Here is a 14,436-nt window from a genome sequence, read left to right on the forward strand (position 1 = left end):
CTTCGTGTCGCGACGGTACTGGCCGGCGGTCTCCGGGATGAGCGCGTACGCCGAGAACCTGCTGGCGCACCTGGTCCGTGCCGGTCACGAGCCCACCCTGGTGTCCCAGTACCGGGGCGACGCCGCAGGTCGCGCCGTGTACGGCGGAGGCCCACCCCCCTCGGACCGGGTGCCCGCCGGCGTCGAGGTGCACGCTCTGGAGGCGCGCGGCGAACAGGCGGTGGGTCGGGGCGAGCCAGCGGACTTCGAGGCGGACGTCACGGAGATGACCGACACCGTGCTCCGGCTGCACGCCCGCCGACCCTTCGACGTGCTGCACGCGCAGTACGCGTACCCCAACGGGCTTGCGGTGCTCCGTGCGGCACGGGCGGCCGGGCTACCCGCCGTGGTCTCCGTGCAGGGCGGCGACGGCCACTGGGTCGGCACCTGCTGTACCACCCACCGTCACCTGGTGCGGGCGGTCTTCGCCCACGCGCCGGCACTGCTGATCGGATCACCGTCGTTCGCCGCCGAGGTCAGCCAGCGGCACGAGCTCGACCCGACCCGTTTCACCGTCGTTCCCGGCGCGACCGACACCGAACGATTCGTGCCGGTCGCGTCTCCCGGTCGGGTCTCCGACCCGGCGGTGCTGCTCTACCACGGTCGGGTCGACGCGCGGAAGGGCGTGCTCGACCTGCTCGACGCGGTCGCCAAGCTTCGCGCGGAGGCGGTTCCGGTGCGTCTGCTGCTCTCGGGTATCGGCCCGGACCTGGGCGCTGTCGAGACCCGGATCACGGAGTTGGGCCTCCTCGACACCGTCGAACTGCTCGGTGCGGTGCCGTACGAGCGGGCCCACGAGGTGTACGCGCGGGGGGAGATCTTCGTCAGCCCCACCTACGCCGAGGGTTTCTCCAACACCATCCTCGAGGCGATGGCCAGCGGCCTGCCGGTCATCTCCACCGACGTGGTCGGCGTGCGCGACTGCGTGCGCCCGGAGGAGAACGGTCTGCTGGTGCCGGCCGGTGATCCGGCGGCACTGGCGGGCGCCGTCCGCCGTCTGCTCGACGACGCGGCGCTGCGCCGTCGGCTCGCCGGCCAGGCCCGCAGTGACGTCGAGCAGCAGTGGAGTTGGCCGGTGATCGCTGGTCGGATCACCGCCGTCTACGACGGGCTGGCCGCGTCCGTACCGGAGATACCCGACCCGCCGGTCGACTCGACCTGTCGCTTCCGCGCGGCACCCCACCTGCTGTGAGCGCGAGTCGACAACCCTCCGCCGTTCCGGACGACGGGCCACCGGTGACGGCGGGTCCCGGGGTCGCGGTGGCGGTCAGCCCGCATCTGGACGACGCGGTGTTCTCCGTCGGCGGCACCCTCGCGGCACTGGCTGCGGCGGGTTGGACGGTACGGGTGGTCACCTGCTTCACCGCCAGCGTGCCCGACCCGTCACCGTTCGCCCTGGCCTGCCAACTCGACAAGGGGATCGCGGCCGACGTCGACTACATGGCGCTGCGCCGGGCGGAGGACGAAGCAGCCTGCGCGGTGCTCGGGGCGCAGCCGGTACACCTGCCACTGCCCGAGGCGCCGCACCGCGGTTATCCCGACCCCGCCGCGCTCTTCGCCGGTGTACGAGGCGACGACCGGGTCGCGGCGGCTCTCGTACCAGCGCTGCGTCCACATCTGGCGGACGCCGACGTGATTCTCGCGCCGCAGGCCCTCGGCGATCACGCCGATCATCGCATCGTCAGCGAGACGGTCGCCGCGCTCGCGCCGGACGGCCTGTGGTGGCGGGACGTGCCGTACGTCAGCCGCCAACCGGCTGCGTCACCGTGGCGCGGCGTGCCCGACGGTGTCGAGGCGGGCGCCGACATCAGCGATCACCTGGCCCGAAAGGTGACGGCCGCCGCCAGCTATCACAGCCAACTCGGGTTCCAGTTCGGTCAGATCGGGGTGGCTCCGCTGCTGCGCAACCTCGCCGCAGAGGAGGCCGCCAGGTTGGGCCTGCCGGGCGCGGTCGAGGCGTTACGCGGGACGATGGACCGTCTCCGGTTGATCGGCGCGGTGTCACCTGCCCTGGTCGTCCCCGAGATCCCGCGCCGGAGCGTCTAGCAGGGCAGTTTGCTGGCAATGCGTGACCAGCTACCTCGCGAGAGGGTGCAGGGTAGGCACCGCTAGACACGATGCGGTCAGCGGCGTGCAGCTCTTGCCCTACCGGGCATGCGGTGCGTGGTGAGGTTCGGCGCGGATACTGGCGGTGTGAAGGAGCAGGATCAGGCGACGGAGTTGACCCGCTGGACCGTGCACGGCGAGCGAGTGGTCGACGACTCCCGCCGGGCGCGGCTGAGTATTGCCGAGGTGGAGTTGCCGGACGGGGTTCGTTTCGAGCAGTACGTGATCCGGGCTCCCCGGTCGGCCATGGTGGCCGTACTCGATGATCGGGAGCGCCTGTTGTTGATGCGGCGCCACCGGTTCGTGTTCGATCGGTGGGTGTGGGAGTTGCCCGGTGGCTACGTCGACGACGAGGAGCACCCGGCGCGGTGTGCGGTGCGGGAGGTTGAGGAGGAGACCGGCTGGCGGCCCCATGAGGTCGAGCCGCTGTTGTCCTTCCAACCCTGGGTCGGCACTGCCGACGCCGAGAACCTGCTGTTCCTGGCCCGGCAGGCTGAGCACATCGACGCGCCCGTGGACGTGAACGAGGCCGAGCAGGTCGCCTGGATTCCGCTCGACGAGGCGTACGAGCTGGTGTCTCGAGGTGAGATCGTCGGTGCCGGCACGGTGATCGCGGTGCTGGAGCTGGTCGCGCGTAAGGCCAGGGGAGAGCTGTAGGGGTCAGCGCCGCCGGCCCAGGGTGGCGTCGATGCGGCCGGTGAAGTGCCGGACGGCGGGTAGTCGCCGGTATGGGGCAAGTTGGGTTTGCAGGTCGCGGAGGTAGCGGACGGCTCTGGCAGAACGTAGCTGGGCGGCCAGGGTCAGGGCTTCCGCGCCGATGGCACAGGCCCGGTCGGGTTGGCTCTGTTGGGCGTGGACGCTGGCGAGTAGGGCGAGGTTGAAGGCTTTGCCTCGGACGTATCGGTTGTCCATGCGCAGCGATCGGGCGGCGAAGCGCTCGGCGTGGGTGTTGCGGCCGAGGGCGTGGAAGCAGTGGCCGAACTTGGCCGACAGGTACGCCTCGTCGAAGTAGCTGAGCCATTGAGGGTCGCTGCTGCGGTCGGCCCGGTCTAGGGCTTGCTCTGCATGGTGCAGGGCGGAGGCGCACGCCCGTTCGTCGTTGGCCTTGGCAAGGGCGTGGGCTTCCATGACGTGGGCTTCGGCGGTAAGGACGGGGATCCCGGCGCGTCGGGCCGTCCGGCCAGCGGCGTGGGCGGTTGCCAGTGGGTGACGGTTGCCTCGGGCTCGGGCGACTACCTCGCTGGAGGCGGATCCGGACGCAGACCTAATGCGAGGATCAGCTGTTCAAGCAGCACGACCGTCGGCTGGAGGGGTGTTGCTGATGTCGATCTGATCGGTGTCGCCGACCCGTCTGGGCTGTACTTCGGGGGTGCCGTGAACCGCGCGTGTAGCCCCTGATGGTTAGCTGCGCCGTCCCGGTGACGCCCGTAACCGGTGATCAGGTGACACGGTTTAGTTAGGTACAGCAGGAACGATCACGGGAATATCGGGAGTCAGGCAGTGAGCAGCGGGCAAGCCGGTTGGCGCCCGTACCCGGGCGCCTACCGTGCTCCCGAAAATCTTCCCCCGGTCGAGCCCGGTCGTATCGTTGGCCTGGTTGCCAGCTGCGATCTCCGAGGGGCGTACCCCGAGGATGCAAGTACCCGGAGCTTCACGGTCAGTGAGTTCGCGGTGCTGGAGGACGGTCGGCGCGTGCTCCTGCACGCTGAACGTGGGTTCACTGTCACTGCTAGATCAACCGGCGTCCCGGGTGGCGTCGTTCCGCTCGTCGAGACTCGGGACAGCATCACCCAGTACGTGTTGAACGCCGTGCTTCCCGACGACGCCGAAGAGCCCGGAGAGGAACATCCTTGGTCGTGGTTGGCCGAGCTGGCTCGGGCCCGCGGCCTGGATGCAAGCGCAGGAGACCTACGAGGTCTTCCCTGTCAGGTGGTCTTCACCGACACAGTGACCCGATGGCTCGCGCCTACCTGAGCTCCAGCGCCTAGACCTGATCACCCCGTAGTTCCCCGGTGCCGCGCTTGCGGGTTGTCGGTGTCCTCGGTGGCCAAGTCGTGAATGCCCGTCGCCGGCGGCGAGGGCCGGTTACCGCGGGATCGGCATTCCGAGGCTGGTGCGTTCTTTGCCCAGTGCGAGTCGACCGGCGCTGATTTTGGGGCCGGTGCGAATTGGCCAGGGGGTCGGTGTGACTGCGGTGTCGAGGTAGTCCGACGGGGCCGCCCGGGGCCGCAGATACTCGGCCTTTGCGAGTTCGGTGAGGGTCGCGACGGAGGTGTTCCGGACTGCTTCGTCGCGGAATTTGCGGGTGGTCGCGCTGGCGGTGACGGTGGCCGAGAAGGTGGTCATGGGGACAGACCAGTCGCGGGCCAGCACTGCGGTGAGGTGGCGGTGATAGAGCATGGCCCGGCCGCCGCGGCGGGTGCGTGCGAACCAGGTGGCGCTGCGGGCGTTGCTGTCGCGGGCGCGGTCGGTGACCTTCGGGGCCGGTAGCCCGGGTCGCCGAGCCGCCGCCGGATCTCTGCGGCGAACCGTAGTTGGCCGTCGGGTCCGCCGGCGGCGAGGCGCCGCCAGTGCAGCGACCCGACGGGCGCGGCGACCTTGACGGCTTCGGGGTAGGTCACGGCGAACAGCCGGGTGGTGCTGAAGGTGGTCTTCTCGGTGCCGTGCGGGATGAGGACGTCGACGCGGTCGCGCAGTCGAGGCGCGCGTCGAGGTCGTTGTCGTCGGCGGGGGCTGTCCGGCGCAGGTCGGCGCCGAGGCTGTGCAGGTCCTTGGGAACCTGCGCGCCGGCCGGTAGACCTTTACGGCACGACTGACGGGGGTACGCACCTTCGTCGAGGGCGTGGCCCCTGTCCAGCGGCGAGGCCCACCGTGTGCCTCCGACACCGCAGCCGTCGCGTGCGCCGAATTCGTTCCACCTTGCGCCCATCCGTCTCCAGTTCGGCCTCGAATGCCTCATGACAACAGCAGTGAAGTACAAGCATTTGAGGAGTTCGGATGAAGCGACGCCTTTTTGCCTCGGTTGGCGTGATCGCAGTGCTGGCCCTGTCCGCCTGCGGCGGCACCGACAGCGACGACGGTGCCAGCGGCGCGCCGAGCACGTCGGCCAGCGCGCCGATGGCATCGGCATCGCCGTCGATGATGATGTCGGGTCAGTTCGGCTCGGGATGCGCCGCCGTACCGACGGATCCGTCCAACCCGGGTAGTTTCGACGCGATGGCGAAGGTGCCGGTGGCCACCGCCGCGTCCGGCAACCCGCTGCTGTCGACCCTCGTGACTGCCGTGAAGAAGGCCAACCTGGTCGACTCCCTCAACGGCGCGCAGGGCGTCACGGTGTTCGCGCCGACCAATGACGCGTTCGCCAAGATCCCGAAGGCGGACCTGGACAAGGTCCTGGCCGACGACGCCATGCTGAAGAAGGTGCTGACCTACCACGTGGTGCCGACCCAGTTGTCGCCGGACACCCTGGCGGGCACCCACAAGACGTTGCAGGGCGGCGACCTGGAGGTGACCGGCAGTGGCTCGTCGTTCACCGTCAACGGCACCTCGATGGTCGTCTGCGGGAACGTCTCGACGGCCAACGCCACCGTGTACATCGTCGACACCGTTCTGATGCCCAAGAGCTGATGGCGCCGACCGACATCGAGCCCCGGCCGGCGACCCGCCGGTCGGGGCCGTCCCCCAGCATGACCGCCCTCCGCGCCCCCGTCGTCGGCGTGCTGACCGCCGGAGTGACCCTCGCCGTGGCGCATCTCCTCGCGGCGCTGGTCGCCCCCGTCGCCGATCCGGTGCTGGCAGTCGGCGGTGTCGCCATCGACCTGGCACCGCAGCCCATCAAGGCGTTCGCCATCCGCACCTTTGGCGCCCACGACAAGATCGCTCTCCTCGTCGGCGTCTACGCGCTGCTGGTCCTGGCCGCGGTTCTGCTCGGCGCGGCGGCGGTTCGACGACGACGCTACGGTCTGGCCGGCCTCGCCGTGTTCGCTGCCGTCGGCGTGGCCGCCGTTCTGTCCCGTCCGGGTGCGACGCCCCCGGACGTCCTGCCGGTGCTGGCAGGTGCGGGTGTCGGGTCGGCCGCGATGCTGGTGTTGGTGCGCGCCGCCCGAACGGTCCGGGTGGGCGCGTCGAGCCGGCCGAGGCTGCTTAACCGCCGTCAGTTCCTGGTCACGGCGGCAGGGGCAACGCTGAGCGCCGGTTCCACGGCCGTGATCGGCGAGGCTGTCGGTCGCGGCAGCGCGCTCGGTGACCGTTCCCGTGCCGCCGTTCGTATTCCGCCGCCCGTGCGACCCGCGCCGCCGCTACCCGCGGCTGTCTCCGCCGGCGTCGACGGAGTCTCGGCGTTCCTCACCCGCAACCGGGACTTCTACCGGGTCGACACGGCTCTCACCGTCCCGCAGGTCGACGTGAAGACCTGGCGATTGACCCTCGACGGGGCGGTCGACCGTCCTCGTAGCTGGAGTTTCGAGGAACTTCTCGCCCGTGGCCTCGTCGAGCGTGACATCACCCTCAACTGTGTCTCGAACGAGGTCGGTGGTCCCTACATCGGCACCGCCCGCTGGGTCGGCGTCCCCCTCGCCCCGCTACTGCACGAGGCGGGCATCCACGCCGGGCAGAACCAGCTGGTCAGCCGCTCGGTGGAGGGTATGACCATCGGCACTCCGCTCCAGGCGATCCTCGACGGGCGCGACGCGATGGTGGCCGTGGCCATGAACGGCGAACCTCTGCCGCTGGAACACGGCTTCCCTGCCCGCATGCTCGTGCCTGGCCTCTACGGCTATGTGGGCGCCTGCAAATGGCTCACCTCGATGAAGGTGACCACGTTCGACGCGTTCGACCCTTACTGGGTGCAGCGCGGCTGGGCCGCCGACGCGCCCGTCAAGACCGCATCACGCATCGACACCCCGCAACCCTTCGCCCAACGCCGCGCCGGACCCGTCATGATCGCCGGGGTCGCCTGGGCGCAACGGCGGGGGATCACCGCCGTCGAGGTGCAGGTCGACGACGGGCCGTGGCAGCGGGCACTGCTCGCCGACGGTCCATCGCCGGACCTGTGGCGGCAGTGGACCTACCGCTGGGACGCCACCCCCGGCAGCCACACGGTGCGTGTACGGGCCACCGATGCCAGCGGTGCGACCCAGACCGACGAACGGGCCGCGCCCTTCCCCGACGGCGCGACCGGCTGGCACAGCACCACCGTCACGATCACCTGACCGGGTGCCTGCCGTCCGGCGGGCCGTCGGCGACATAGTCGAAAAAACCTCGTCCGGCACCAGTCCAGCGGCCGCCACGCCACGAATCCCTCACGACCGCACCCGAGTATCAACGCCGTATGCAGGCGGAACGGAGACGTGGAGTGCACTGCCGCGACAATGTCATCGTCTACCCGCGCCTCGCTCACGCGCACGTCGCCAAGCATTCGAGCATGCGGCGGCAGGCTGAACGGCCGCCAGCACAGGAGAGGACATGTCGAGGATGAGCGGTGACCCGGAACACGCGCGGCGGTTGCGGTCGGTGCCGCCGGACACCGTCACACCGCCGAGTCCTGACGAACTGCTCTCTCGGGTGGCGCGGGGTGACGAGGCGGCGTTCGCGGCGCTGTACGACACCGTGGCCGGCCGGGTCCTCGGGCTGGCCCGCCGGGTCCTGCGTGACCCGGCGCAGGCCGAGGAGGTGACGCAGGAGGTGATGGTCGAGGTGTGGCGTACCGCTGGGCGCTTCGAGGCCGGTCGTGGCTCGGCTTCGGCCTGGGTCCTGACGATGGCGCATCGCCGGGCTGTGGATCGGGTGCGCTCGGAGCAGGCTCACAGCGACCGCACCCGGCGCGTCGCCGCGTCCGAGACGCACGTTCCCTACGACGAGGTCGTCGAGGACGTCACGGCCCGGTTGGAGAGGGAACAGGTCCGTCGCTGTCTGGGCCGCCTGACGCCGGTGCAGCGGGAGGCGGTGACACTGGCCTACTACGGCGGGCACACCTACCGTGAGGTCGCCGAGAAGCTGGACACGCCGCTGCCGACGGTGAAGACGCGGATGCGCGACGGACTGATCCGGATGCGTGACTGTCTGGGCATCGACATGGAGGGACGGGCATGAGCGCCGACATCCACACCCTCGCCGGCGCGTACGCCCTGAACGCGGTCGACGAGTTTGAGAGGGCGACGTTCGAGCGGCACCTGGCGGAGTGCGAGTCGTGTCGTCTGGAGGTGGCCGAGTTGCGGGAGACCGTGGCACGGCTCGCCGACGACACGGTCGTCGAGGGCATGCCGCCGGCTCTACGGGAGCGCACCCTCACGCAGGTGGCGCGCACGCCGCAGGTGCGTACCGCTGCCGCAGGAGACAGCGTCAGAGGGCAGGCAGGCAGGTGGCGGCGCCTGACCGCGGCCGCTGCGGCGGTCGTGCTCGTGGCCGGCGGCGCGAGCGCGGCCACCTGGGCCGTGACCAATGATCGGATCAGCGACGAGCGGGCCAGTAGTGATCAGGCGCGGCAGATCGCCGTGGTCCTGGATGCCCCGGACGCCCGGGTGTTCGAGCGGTCGCTGCAACCCGGCGGCGCCGCGACCGTGGTGGTCTCGCGCGAGCGGGACCGTGGTGTGGTGCTGCTGCGGGACCTGCCCGAGGCCGGCCCCGGGCGGATCTACGAGCTGTGGCTCATTCGGGGCAGCGAGCCCCGAAAGGTGGGACGACTGGCAGAGGGCGTCCGGGAGTCGACCATGGTCGTCGGTCCGGTCGCCGAGGCAGGCAGCTTCGGCGTCTCCAACGAACCCCTGGGCGGCTCCGTCACTCCCACACGAATCCTGGGTACGGTCGAGCTGAGCTGAGCACGGTGAGCACGCGCGCCTCTGTGGCAACGTCAGGTACCCGCCGGCAGGCAGTAGGGCGGCCACCACGAGTCCGCCGTAGCCGTCGATGGGCATATATACGTGGAGCGCGTCAGGTCCGTGCCGGACTGCGATGATCGACGCGTGACGTACATCCCTGACCTGGCGCCCTACGACTACCACCCGGGCGCCCCGGACGCTCTCGCCATTGGTTGGCTGGATTCGAGCATGCCCTTCACCACCGGAGCCTGCCCCCGCGACGTGCGAGATCGCTTGGTAAGCCTCGGCGCCACACCGGTACGGCTCATGCGTGGCTACCACTACTGCCAGTTCTGCCCGGCTGCGGTCGAGCCGCGCGTGACTGGGGTCGACACTCGGCTCCCCGGAACTTCCGATGTCGCACGCGGGAACGGCGAGATCTGGCTCACCGGAGTGGGCGGAACGAACTTCTCCGCGCCGGCGCTGATCGGCCACTACGTCGAAGAGCATCGCTACCTGCCACCTGATGGCTTCCTCGAGGCGGTTCGGACCGGTGTCCCCACCCCCGGCGTCGCATAGCGGCGTCCGGCTCCTACCGCACGCGGCTGGCCCCGAAGTACGCGCTGACCGCCGTCGAACACGGCTCTGGTCATCCTGAACCGCGACGGTTGCGCAAACTCCCCACCGGCATGATCCTGCCGTCGACCCGGCCCACCCGAGGATGCGCCTCTACCGCTGTCAAGTCGCCATGATGACGCAGCGCTCCGTCCGGCCGCGCTACTGCAGCAACTCGGCGTGTGGATGCTCCGGCGACACCGGACAGACGTAGAGCTGCAGGTTGAACCCGGCGATGGATACCAGGCTCGGCCGCGCCGGGTCCGGGTGGGCGTTCCGCATGGCGTCGTCTCTGTCCTCGTAGGGGATCCAGCTGTGGTTGCTGCCGTCCCACTCGATCGAGGCGATCGTCAGCAGTGGTTCGAGCGGTGTTCCGCAGCTCTGGCAGGGCAGCGCCTGAGGGTCGATGAAGCTCCAGGGCGCCCAGCCGCCGACCTTCCAGCCCGGTGCGACGGACAATTCGTACTGGTAGAACGCCGACTCTGCCTGGTCGTACGCGCTTCCCGGGGCAGCGTCGGCTTTCTGCCGAGCACTCCAGTGCTCCACCTGCTCGCGCAGACCCTGCTTCAGCTCCAGCGGCGCGGGATACTCCGTCACCTGCTCGGGATGGACGAGGCACGGTTGCGGCACGTAACCCTCATGTTGGACCGCAACGGGTTGCGGGGGAACGACGACCACGTCCGTGAGTCGCGTCGAGGAGCGCCAGAACAGCGCCGTCCTAGGTATCTGCTGCTCGGGGTGGTCGAACGGGCACCACAGCACCTGCACCATGTCCGCCTGCTCGGGCACACGGAGATGGGGCACGTCGCGAAGATAGAGCTGGGCGACGGGCAGCAACGCCACCGGCTCGTCGGGCCAGGGGCGGCCACGATCAATACGATCCACGACCTCCTGCTCCTGCGGTGTGAACAGCATGTCACCGGCAGGACGGTTGTTCGCAGCCGTGATGAGCTGCCGCAGCAGTCTCACATCCTGCACCGTCGTCGCAGGTCGGCCGTCCGGTTGGTGCGGACCATCGCAGAACGGCCATGCCTCGGTGACCGGCCACAGCAGCGGCCCACCGACCGAACTTTCGCGCACAGACGGTGAGCCGGGACGTGGGTGCAGGCGTGTCGTCGTGCGTGCCAGCGGTGCCAGTTGCGGGAACACCGCCGCGATGTCCGCCGGACGTGGCGGGGTGCTGCGGGGGGCGCCGGCTGTCGATGACCCGGGACCGTCAGTTTCCAAGGTTGACCACCGCTCCGTTGACCGTCCGATTGTTGGGCACCATACTGCCGCTGAACAGGGGCTGCGTCGTGCCGTCGGCCTTCTGGACGGTAGCGCTCATGGTGACCGACGTCGGGATGGTGCTGGTGGCGTCGCGGTACTGCGCCGTCACCTCGTAGTACACCGCCTCGCCGGCGTTCAACCGTCCCACCGCTGTCTGAGCGGTCTGCTCGTACGTGCGCATGCTGGGCGTGCCGGTGTTCATGCCCACCTGCCAGCAGGGGACCAGGTTGGCCGCGATGCCCTTGCCTCCGAGGACGTTGGCGACGAGGTGGCACCGGGCGAGACTGCCGCCGCCGTTTCTGGCAGCGAACGACTGCGCGTCCTGCCAGCCGGTGATGTCTCCCTGAGCGGCGGTTCCCTTCGCGGCGGGCCTGGTGATGCAGGCAGTCGCCTGGCTTGCCCGAGCACCGGGACCGCCTGGGGGAGTGGTGGTCTTGTTGCGGTTGGCCACCGGTTGGGTGGTGTTCACGATCCACCCGCCGCCGCTGCCCTGCGCGCCCGGCGGACGGGAACTCACGCATGTGCTTCTGCTGGGCGAAGGGGAGACCGTAGCGGGTGCGGGCGATGCGCTGGCGCTCGGCGCGGCGGTGGGCGTCGGCTGCAGGCGGGTGCGGGCGTCGTCGAGCCACTCCTGCAGCTCATCGAGGATCCGCTGGACCTGCACGCGTGTCACCGCCCGCGCCAGCACCTGGGCCTGAGCCGCGTAGACGTGCGCGCCGCGCTGAGCACGGGCCCGCAGGTACCAGCTGGTCCAGGTGGGGGACACGTTGGTGCAGCTGAGTTGGCCAGTGGCGTTGACCGGCAGGGTGCCTGTGGTGGCGCAGCCGCCGACTGGTCTGCCATCACCGGTCATCGTGACGGTCATGGTGGCGCTGGCGGACTTGGGCGTCTGCAGGTCCTTGCCCACGAAGCGGCTGCTGATGGTGACGGTTATCCGGCAGGCGCCGGGACCGCATCCGGTGAAGCGGGCGTTGCCCTTGGCCGTGAACTGGTAGGACAGGTCGAACGAACTCTCCAGCTCCTTGGCTTTTCCGGTCAGGTCGCGGAACAGGGCATCCACCTCGGCTTGCCCCATGTCGGCCACGCGGATCCGTCCGGGCAACGTCGGTGCCGCAGGGGCCATCCGCCGCCAGCTGACCTGTCGCGAACCACCACTTTCGGCCCCAACGATGGAGGTGTGCGCAGCGCCCCGCAGCGTCGGCATGCCGGGCAGCGTCGGCAGGCTCGGCGGCGACGGCAGACTCGGCAGAGCGGGCGCTGAGGGATCAGCGCCCCTGGTCGGCAAGGCCGGCAGGCTCGGCAAGGACGGAAGTGAGGCACCCCCCTCCTTCGACATGATCTGCACCAACCGATACGGACGCTGTGTGCTCACGAAGATTTCGGCCTGAGGGGTGGTGGCCTTCCAGGTCGTCACCCCCTCCACCGGCGTTGTCTCAGCTGAACGCGGAAAAGTGGTGCCCTCGGCGCGAAGGCGTTCGTCGACGGCGTCAGCGAGGGTCCGGGGCGTGAGAGGCTGCTGGGCGGCGGGACCGGCTGCGGCCCCTCCGGTGAGCCACTTACCGGTCAACGAACTCGACTGCGCGCCGGTGGTGCCAGGGACCGCGAAGCCGTCCGGGAAGCGGACATAGGCCTTGCCGCCGATGCTCAAACTCTGCACGTCGATGCTGCCGAGTGCCATCGTGCTCAGAGACTGGCCGGCACTGGTGGCGCGCGTGGTGACCGCCACGCCCCCCAGATCCGACGTGTACTGCAGCGCGGGTGCCTGCCGCATCGCTTCTATGGCCGCTGTGAAAGCGTCCTTGGTGCCGACCTCGGCCTTCTTGCCTCCGCCGGTACAACCGGTGAGCGCTAACAAGGCCACCGAGACGCCGCACAGAAGGGCCTGCCGCCGCCCGCTCATGATGTCCTCCCCGTTGGACCGACTGAGCCGCGAAACGTCAACGGTAGAGCGAGGCACTCGTGATCGCTGTCTGGTACCTGACGACCTTTCACGAAAGTAGCCTCGGCCGATCTGCACGCCAACGATGTCTGGGGACGCGCTCGGGTTCTCCTCGGACGGGCGCCAGCTGCAATGCATGCCGTTCCAGTCGCCCGAATCCACGGTGAAGATCAGGGTCATCGTGGTGCCGCAGGCAGCACACTCCATCGGGTACGGATCGGTCAGTGACCAGTTCGCGAACCCGCCGACCTTCCACCCGGGCGCCAGCGACAGGTCGCTCTGATAGTGCGGGCGGCTCTCCCCACAATCCAGTCGTCACGGGCGGGTATGGACACGGCCTGATCGTCGCGGATCGGGACTCGCCTGCGCCACCGAGATTGCGCGCCAACGCCAGCACCGGCCGACATGGACCCCCGGCTGCACCCGATTCGGCCCACTTCCGGTGATGACGTCGGCGTGCTTTGGTAATCACATCACCACCAACCGTCAATGGGAGTAGAGATGATGCGATCTGTTGGCAAGCGTTCATTGGCGAGTCTGACCGCAGGCGCCCTCATCGCGACGCTGGGCCTGCCCGGCGTCGCCACGGCCGAGTCGACACACCAGAGCGTCGCGACCTGTGCGCTACAAACCCTGCCCTATCCGACGGACATGCATGGTCGAGCTACGGCCGTCGACCCGACCGGCAAGTTCATCGCCGGTATCGGTTACGGGGTCGATGACGATGGTTGGCGGCCGCGGCTGCTGCTCTGGGCCGGAGCGCGCCCCGGGGCGTGGAACCAGCCGCGCCTCACCATCGTCGAGACAGCAGTGGTGGAGGAGGTCGAGGGCATCAATCGCAACGGCGTTGCCGTTGGCAACGCCGTCGTCGACCACATCTACCGCCCCTGGCGCTACCGCGACGGGCGGCTGGAGTGGCTGCCCGTCCTGCCGGGGGCCTCCAACGTCTTCACCTCTGGGATCAACTCGCGCGGCGACATCGTCGGACGTGGCGTCGTTGAGGAGACCGAGACAACCCTGCCGCTGCTCTGGCCGGTCGACCGACCGGGCACCGTCGAGGTGATCGACGCCCCGTACGACGCCGGCGCGACGGAGATCCTCGACGACGGCACCATCATCGGCGGCGCTGGCGGCTTCGGCTGGGTACGCCATCCCGACGGAACGACTGATCGACTCACCGTCCCCGGCGCCCGGTGGGCGGGGATCGTCGCGGCCCGGGGGACCTGGGCGGTCGGTAGCATCGGTACCGGCCCCGGGGAAGAGGACAAGGCCCCGGTGCGCTGGGACCTGCGGACTGGCGTGGCGACCGCCGTGCCCCCGGCGTTGGTGTCAACTCTGGACGTCAACAGTCAGGGCTCGGTGCTCGGTGCTCGAGCCGTCGGCCACGGCGACCGGATCGTCCCACTGGGCGGCGCCATCCCCGGTGTCCAAGACCCCTTCGGCTGGGGAATCGCCGACAACGGCCTCGTCGTGGGCTCCGTCAACGGTTCCCGACTGCGCCCGGCGCGCTGGACCAACTGCTGATATCCATGGATCGGGCATCCTCGCGAGCGAGCTTCAGACGCACGCGGGCAGGGCGCTAGACGAGTAAGTCCTAACGACCCTGGGTGGTGGAGATAGACGAAGGGTGTTGAGGATCAGTTTTGTGACGACCGACCTCAACACCCTTCTGAC

13 protein-coding genes and 1 pseudogene are annotated in these 14,436 nt (G+C 69.5%); 10 read left to right on the forward strand and 4 right to left on the reverse strand.

Annotated features, from left to right (window positions below):
* The first annotated feature begins 4 nt into the window (after nucleotides 1–4).
* The 3 genes from ACGFH9_RS19360 to ACGFH9_RS19370 all read left to right on the forward strand — a co-directional run bounded on the left by ACGFH9_RS19360 (nucleotide 5) and on the right by ACGFH9_RS19370 (nucleotide 2,802).
* Nucleotides 5–1,231, forward strand: coding sequence for a glycosyltransferase family 4 protein (locus ACGFH9_RS19360; protein ID WP_393220987.1), 1,227 nt, complete (start codon nucleotides 5–7; stop codon nucleotides 1,229–1,231).
* 44 nt (nucleotides 1,232–1,275) lie between these two features.
* Entirely contained in the window at nucleotides 1,276–2,085 is an 810-nt protein-coding gene (locus tag ACGFH9_RS19365) for a PIG-L deacetylase family protein (RefSeq protein ID WP_393220990.1), read from the forward strand.
* 108 nt (nucleotides 2,086–2,193) lie between these two features.
* On the forward strand, nucleotides 2,194–2,802 hold the full coding sequence (locus ACGFH9_RS19370; protein WP_393220993.1) for an NUDIX hydrolase: 609 nt from the start codon (nucleotides 2,194–2,196) through the stop codon (nucleotides 2,800–2,802).
* Between the two features lie 3 nt (nucleotides 2,803–2,805).
* On the opposite strand, the pseudogene ACGFH9_RS19375 reads toward ACGFH9_RS19370, so the two are convergent.
* Both ACGFH9_RS19375 and ACGFH9_RS19380 read right to left on the reverse strand, forming a co-directional pair.
* A pseudogene (locus ACGFH9_RS19375) lies at nucleotides 2,806–3,348 on the reverse strand (XRE family transcriptional regulator); the annotation flags it as partial.
* An 882-nt stretch (nucleotides 3,349–4,230) separates the two neighbouring features.
* A complete protein-coding gene (locus ACGFH9_RS19380) occupies nucleotides 4,231–4,491 on the reverse strand; it encodes a hypothetical protein (protein WP_393220996.1) in 261 nt (86 codons plus the stop codon).
* A 651-nt stretch (nucleotides 4,492–5,142) separates the two neighbouring features.
* Between ACGFH9_RS19380 and ACGFH9_RS19385 the strand changes: the two genes are divergently transcribed.
* From ACGFH9_RS19385 to ACGFH9_RS19405, 5 genes are all read left to right on the forward strand, one after another.
* The gene (locus tag ACGFH9_RS19385; RefSeq protein WP_393220999.1) at nucleotides 5,143–5,772 is read left to right on the forward strand and encodes a fasciclin domain-containing protein; all 630 of its coding nucleotides are present in this window, start codon (nucleotides 5,143–5,145) and stop codon (nucleotides 5,770–5,772) included.
* Between the two features lie 59 nt (nucleotides 5,773–5,831).
* The gene (locus tag ACGFH9_RS19390; protein ID WP_393221002.1) at nucleotides 5,832–7,355 is read left to right on the forward strand and encodes a molybdopterin-dependent oxidoreductase; all 1,524 of its coding nucleotides are present in this window, start codon (nucleotides 5,832–5,834) and stop codon (nucleotides 7,353–7,355) included.
* A 253-nt stretch (nucleotides 7,356–7,608) separates the two neighbouring features.
* Nucleotides 7,609–8,235 (forward strand): sigma-70 family RNA polymerase sigma factor, encoded by a 627-nt coding sequence (locus tag ACGFH9_RS19395; protein WP_393221005.1) that lies wholly within the window; start codon nucleotides 7,609–7,611, stop codon nucleotides 8,233–8,235.
* Nucleotides 8,232–8,960, forward strand: coding sequence for an anti-sigma factor domain-containing protein (locus ACGFH9_RS19400; protein WP_393221008.1), 729 nt, complete (start codon nucleotides 8,232–8,234; stop codon nucleotides 8,958–8,960). The genes ACGFH9_RS19395 and ACGFH9_RS19400 overlap by 4 nt, the downstream gene beginning before the upstream one ends.
* A gap of 144 nt (nucleotides 8,961–9,104) precedes the next feature.
* Nucleotides 9,105–9,518, forward strand: a complete 414-nt coding sequence (locus ACGFH9_RS19405; protein ID WP_393221011.1) for a hypothetical protein — start codon at nucleotides 9,105–9,107, stop codon at nucleotides 9,516–9,518.
* A 198-nt stretch (nucleotides 9,519–9,716) separates the two neighbouring features.
* Here the strand turns inward: ACGFH9_RS19405 and ACGFH9_RS19410 are convergent, their stop codons facing one another.
* Both ACGFH9_RS19410 and ACGFH9_RS19415 read right to left on the reverse strand, forming a co-directional pair.
* Nucleotides 9,717–10,703 carry a hypothetical protein gene (locus ACGFH9_RS19410; protein ID WP_393221014.1) on the reverse strand — a complete coding sequence of 329 codons (987 nt, stop codon included), beginning with the start codon at nucleotides 10,701–10,703 and terminating at the stop codon, nucleotides 9,717–9,719.
* A 67-nt stretch (nucleotides 10,704–10,770) separates the two neighbouring features.
* Nucleotides 10,771–12,723, reverse strand: coding sequence for a DNA/RNA non-specific endonuclease (locus ACGFH9_RS19415; RefSeq protein WP_393221016.1), 1,953 nt, complete (start codon nucleotides 12,721–12,723; stop codon nucleotides 10,771–10,773).
* 175 nt (nucleotides 12,724–12,898) lie between these two features.
* Between ACGFH9_RS19415 and ACGFH9_RS19420 the strand changes: the two genes are divergently transcribed.
* On the forward strand, nucleotides 12,899–13,045 hold the full coding sequence (locus ACGFH9_RS19420) for a hypothetical protein (RefSeq protein ID WP_393221017.1): 147 nt from the start codon (nucleotides 12,899–12,901) through the stop codon (nucleotides 13,043–13,045).
* Nucleotides 13,046–13,263: 218 nt separating this feature from the next.
* Nucleotides 13,264–14,286, forward strand: coding sequence for a hypothetical protein (locus ACGFH9_RS19425; RefSeq protein WP_393221020.1), 1,023 nt, complete (start codon nucleotides 13,264–13,266; stop codon nucleotides 14,284–14,286).
* The last annotated feature ends 150 nt before the right edge of the window (nucleotides 14,287–14,436 follow it).

This window comes from Micromonospora sp. NPDC049102, assembly GCF_043197485.1.
In the GTDB taxonomy this organism is placed as follows: Bacteria; Actinomycetota; Actinomycetes; order Mycobacteriales; family Micromonosporaceae; genus Micromonospora.

Coding starts and splice junctions, on each gene's coding strand:
- ACGFH9_RS19370 (WP_393220993.1), top strand. CDS start 2,194: ATGCGGTGCGTGGTGAGGTTCGGCGCGGATACTGGCGGTGTGAAGGAG.
- ACGFH9_RS19380 (WP_393220996.1), bottom strand. CDS start 4,491: ATGACCACCTTCTCGGCCACCGTCACCGCCAGCGCGACCACCCGCAAA.
- ACGFH9_RS19385 (WP_393220999.1), top strand. CDS start 5,143: ATGAAGCGACGCCTTTTTGCCTCGGTTGGCGTGATCGCAGTGCTGGCC.
- ACGFH9_RS19390 (WP_393221002.1), top strand. CDS start 5,832: ATGACCGCCCTCCGCGCCCCCGTCGTCGGCGTGCTGACCGCCGGAGTG.
- ACGFH9_RS19395 (WP_393221005.1), top strand. CDS start 7,609: ATGTCGAGGATGAGCGGTGACCCGGAACACGCGCGGCGGTTGCGGTCG.
- ACGFH9_RS19400 (WP_393221008.1), top strand. CDS start 8,232: ATGAGCGCCGACATCCACACCCTCGCCGGCGCGTACGCCCTGAACGCG.
- ACGFH9_RS19415 (WP_393221016.1), bottom strand. CDS start 12,723: ATGAGCGGGCGGCGGCAGGCCCTTCTGTGCGGCGTCTCGGTGGCCTTG.
- ACGFH9_RS19420 (WP_393221017.1), top strand. CDS start 12,899: ATGCCGTTCCAGTCGCCCGAATCCACGGTGAAGATCAGGGTCATCGTG.
- ACGFH9_RS19425 (WP_393221020.1), top strand. CDS start 13,264: ATGATGCGATCTGTTGGCAAGCGTTCATTGGCGAGTCTGACCGCAGGC.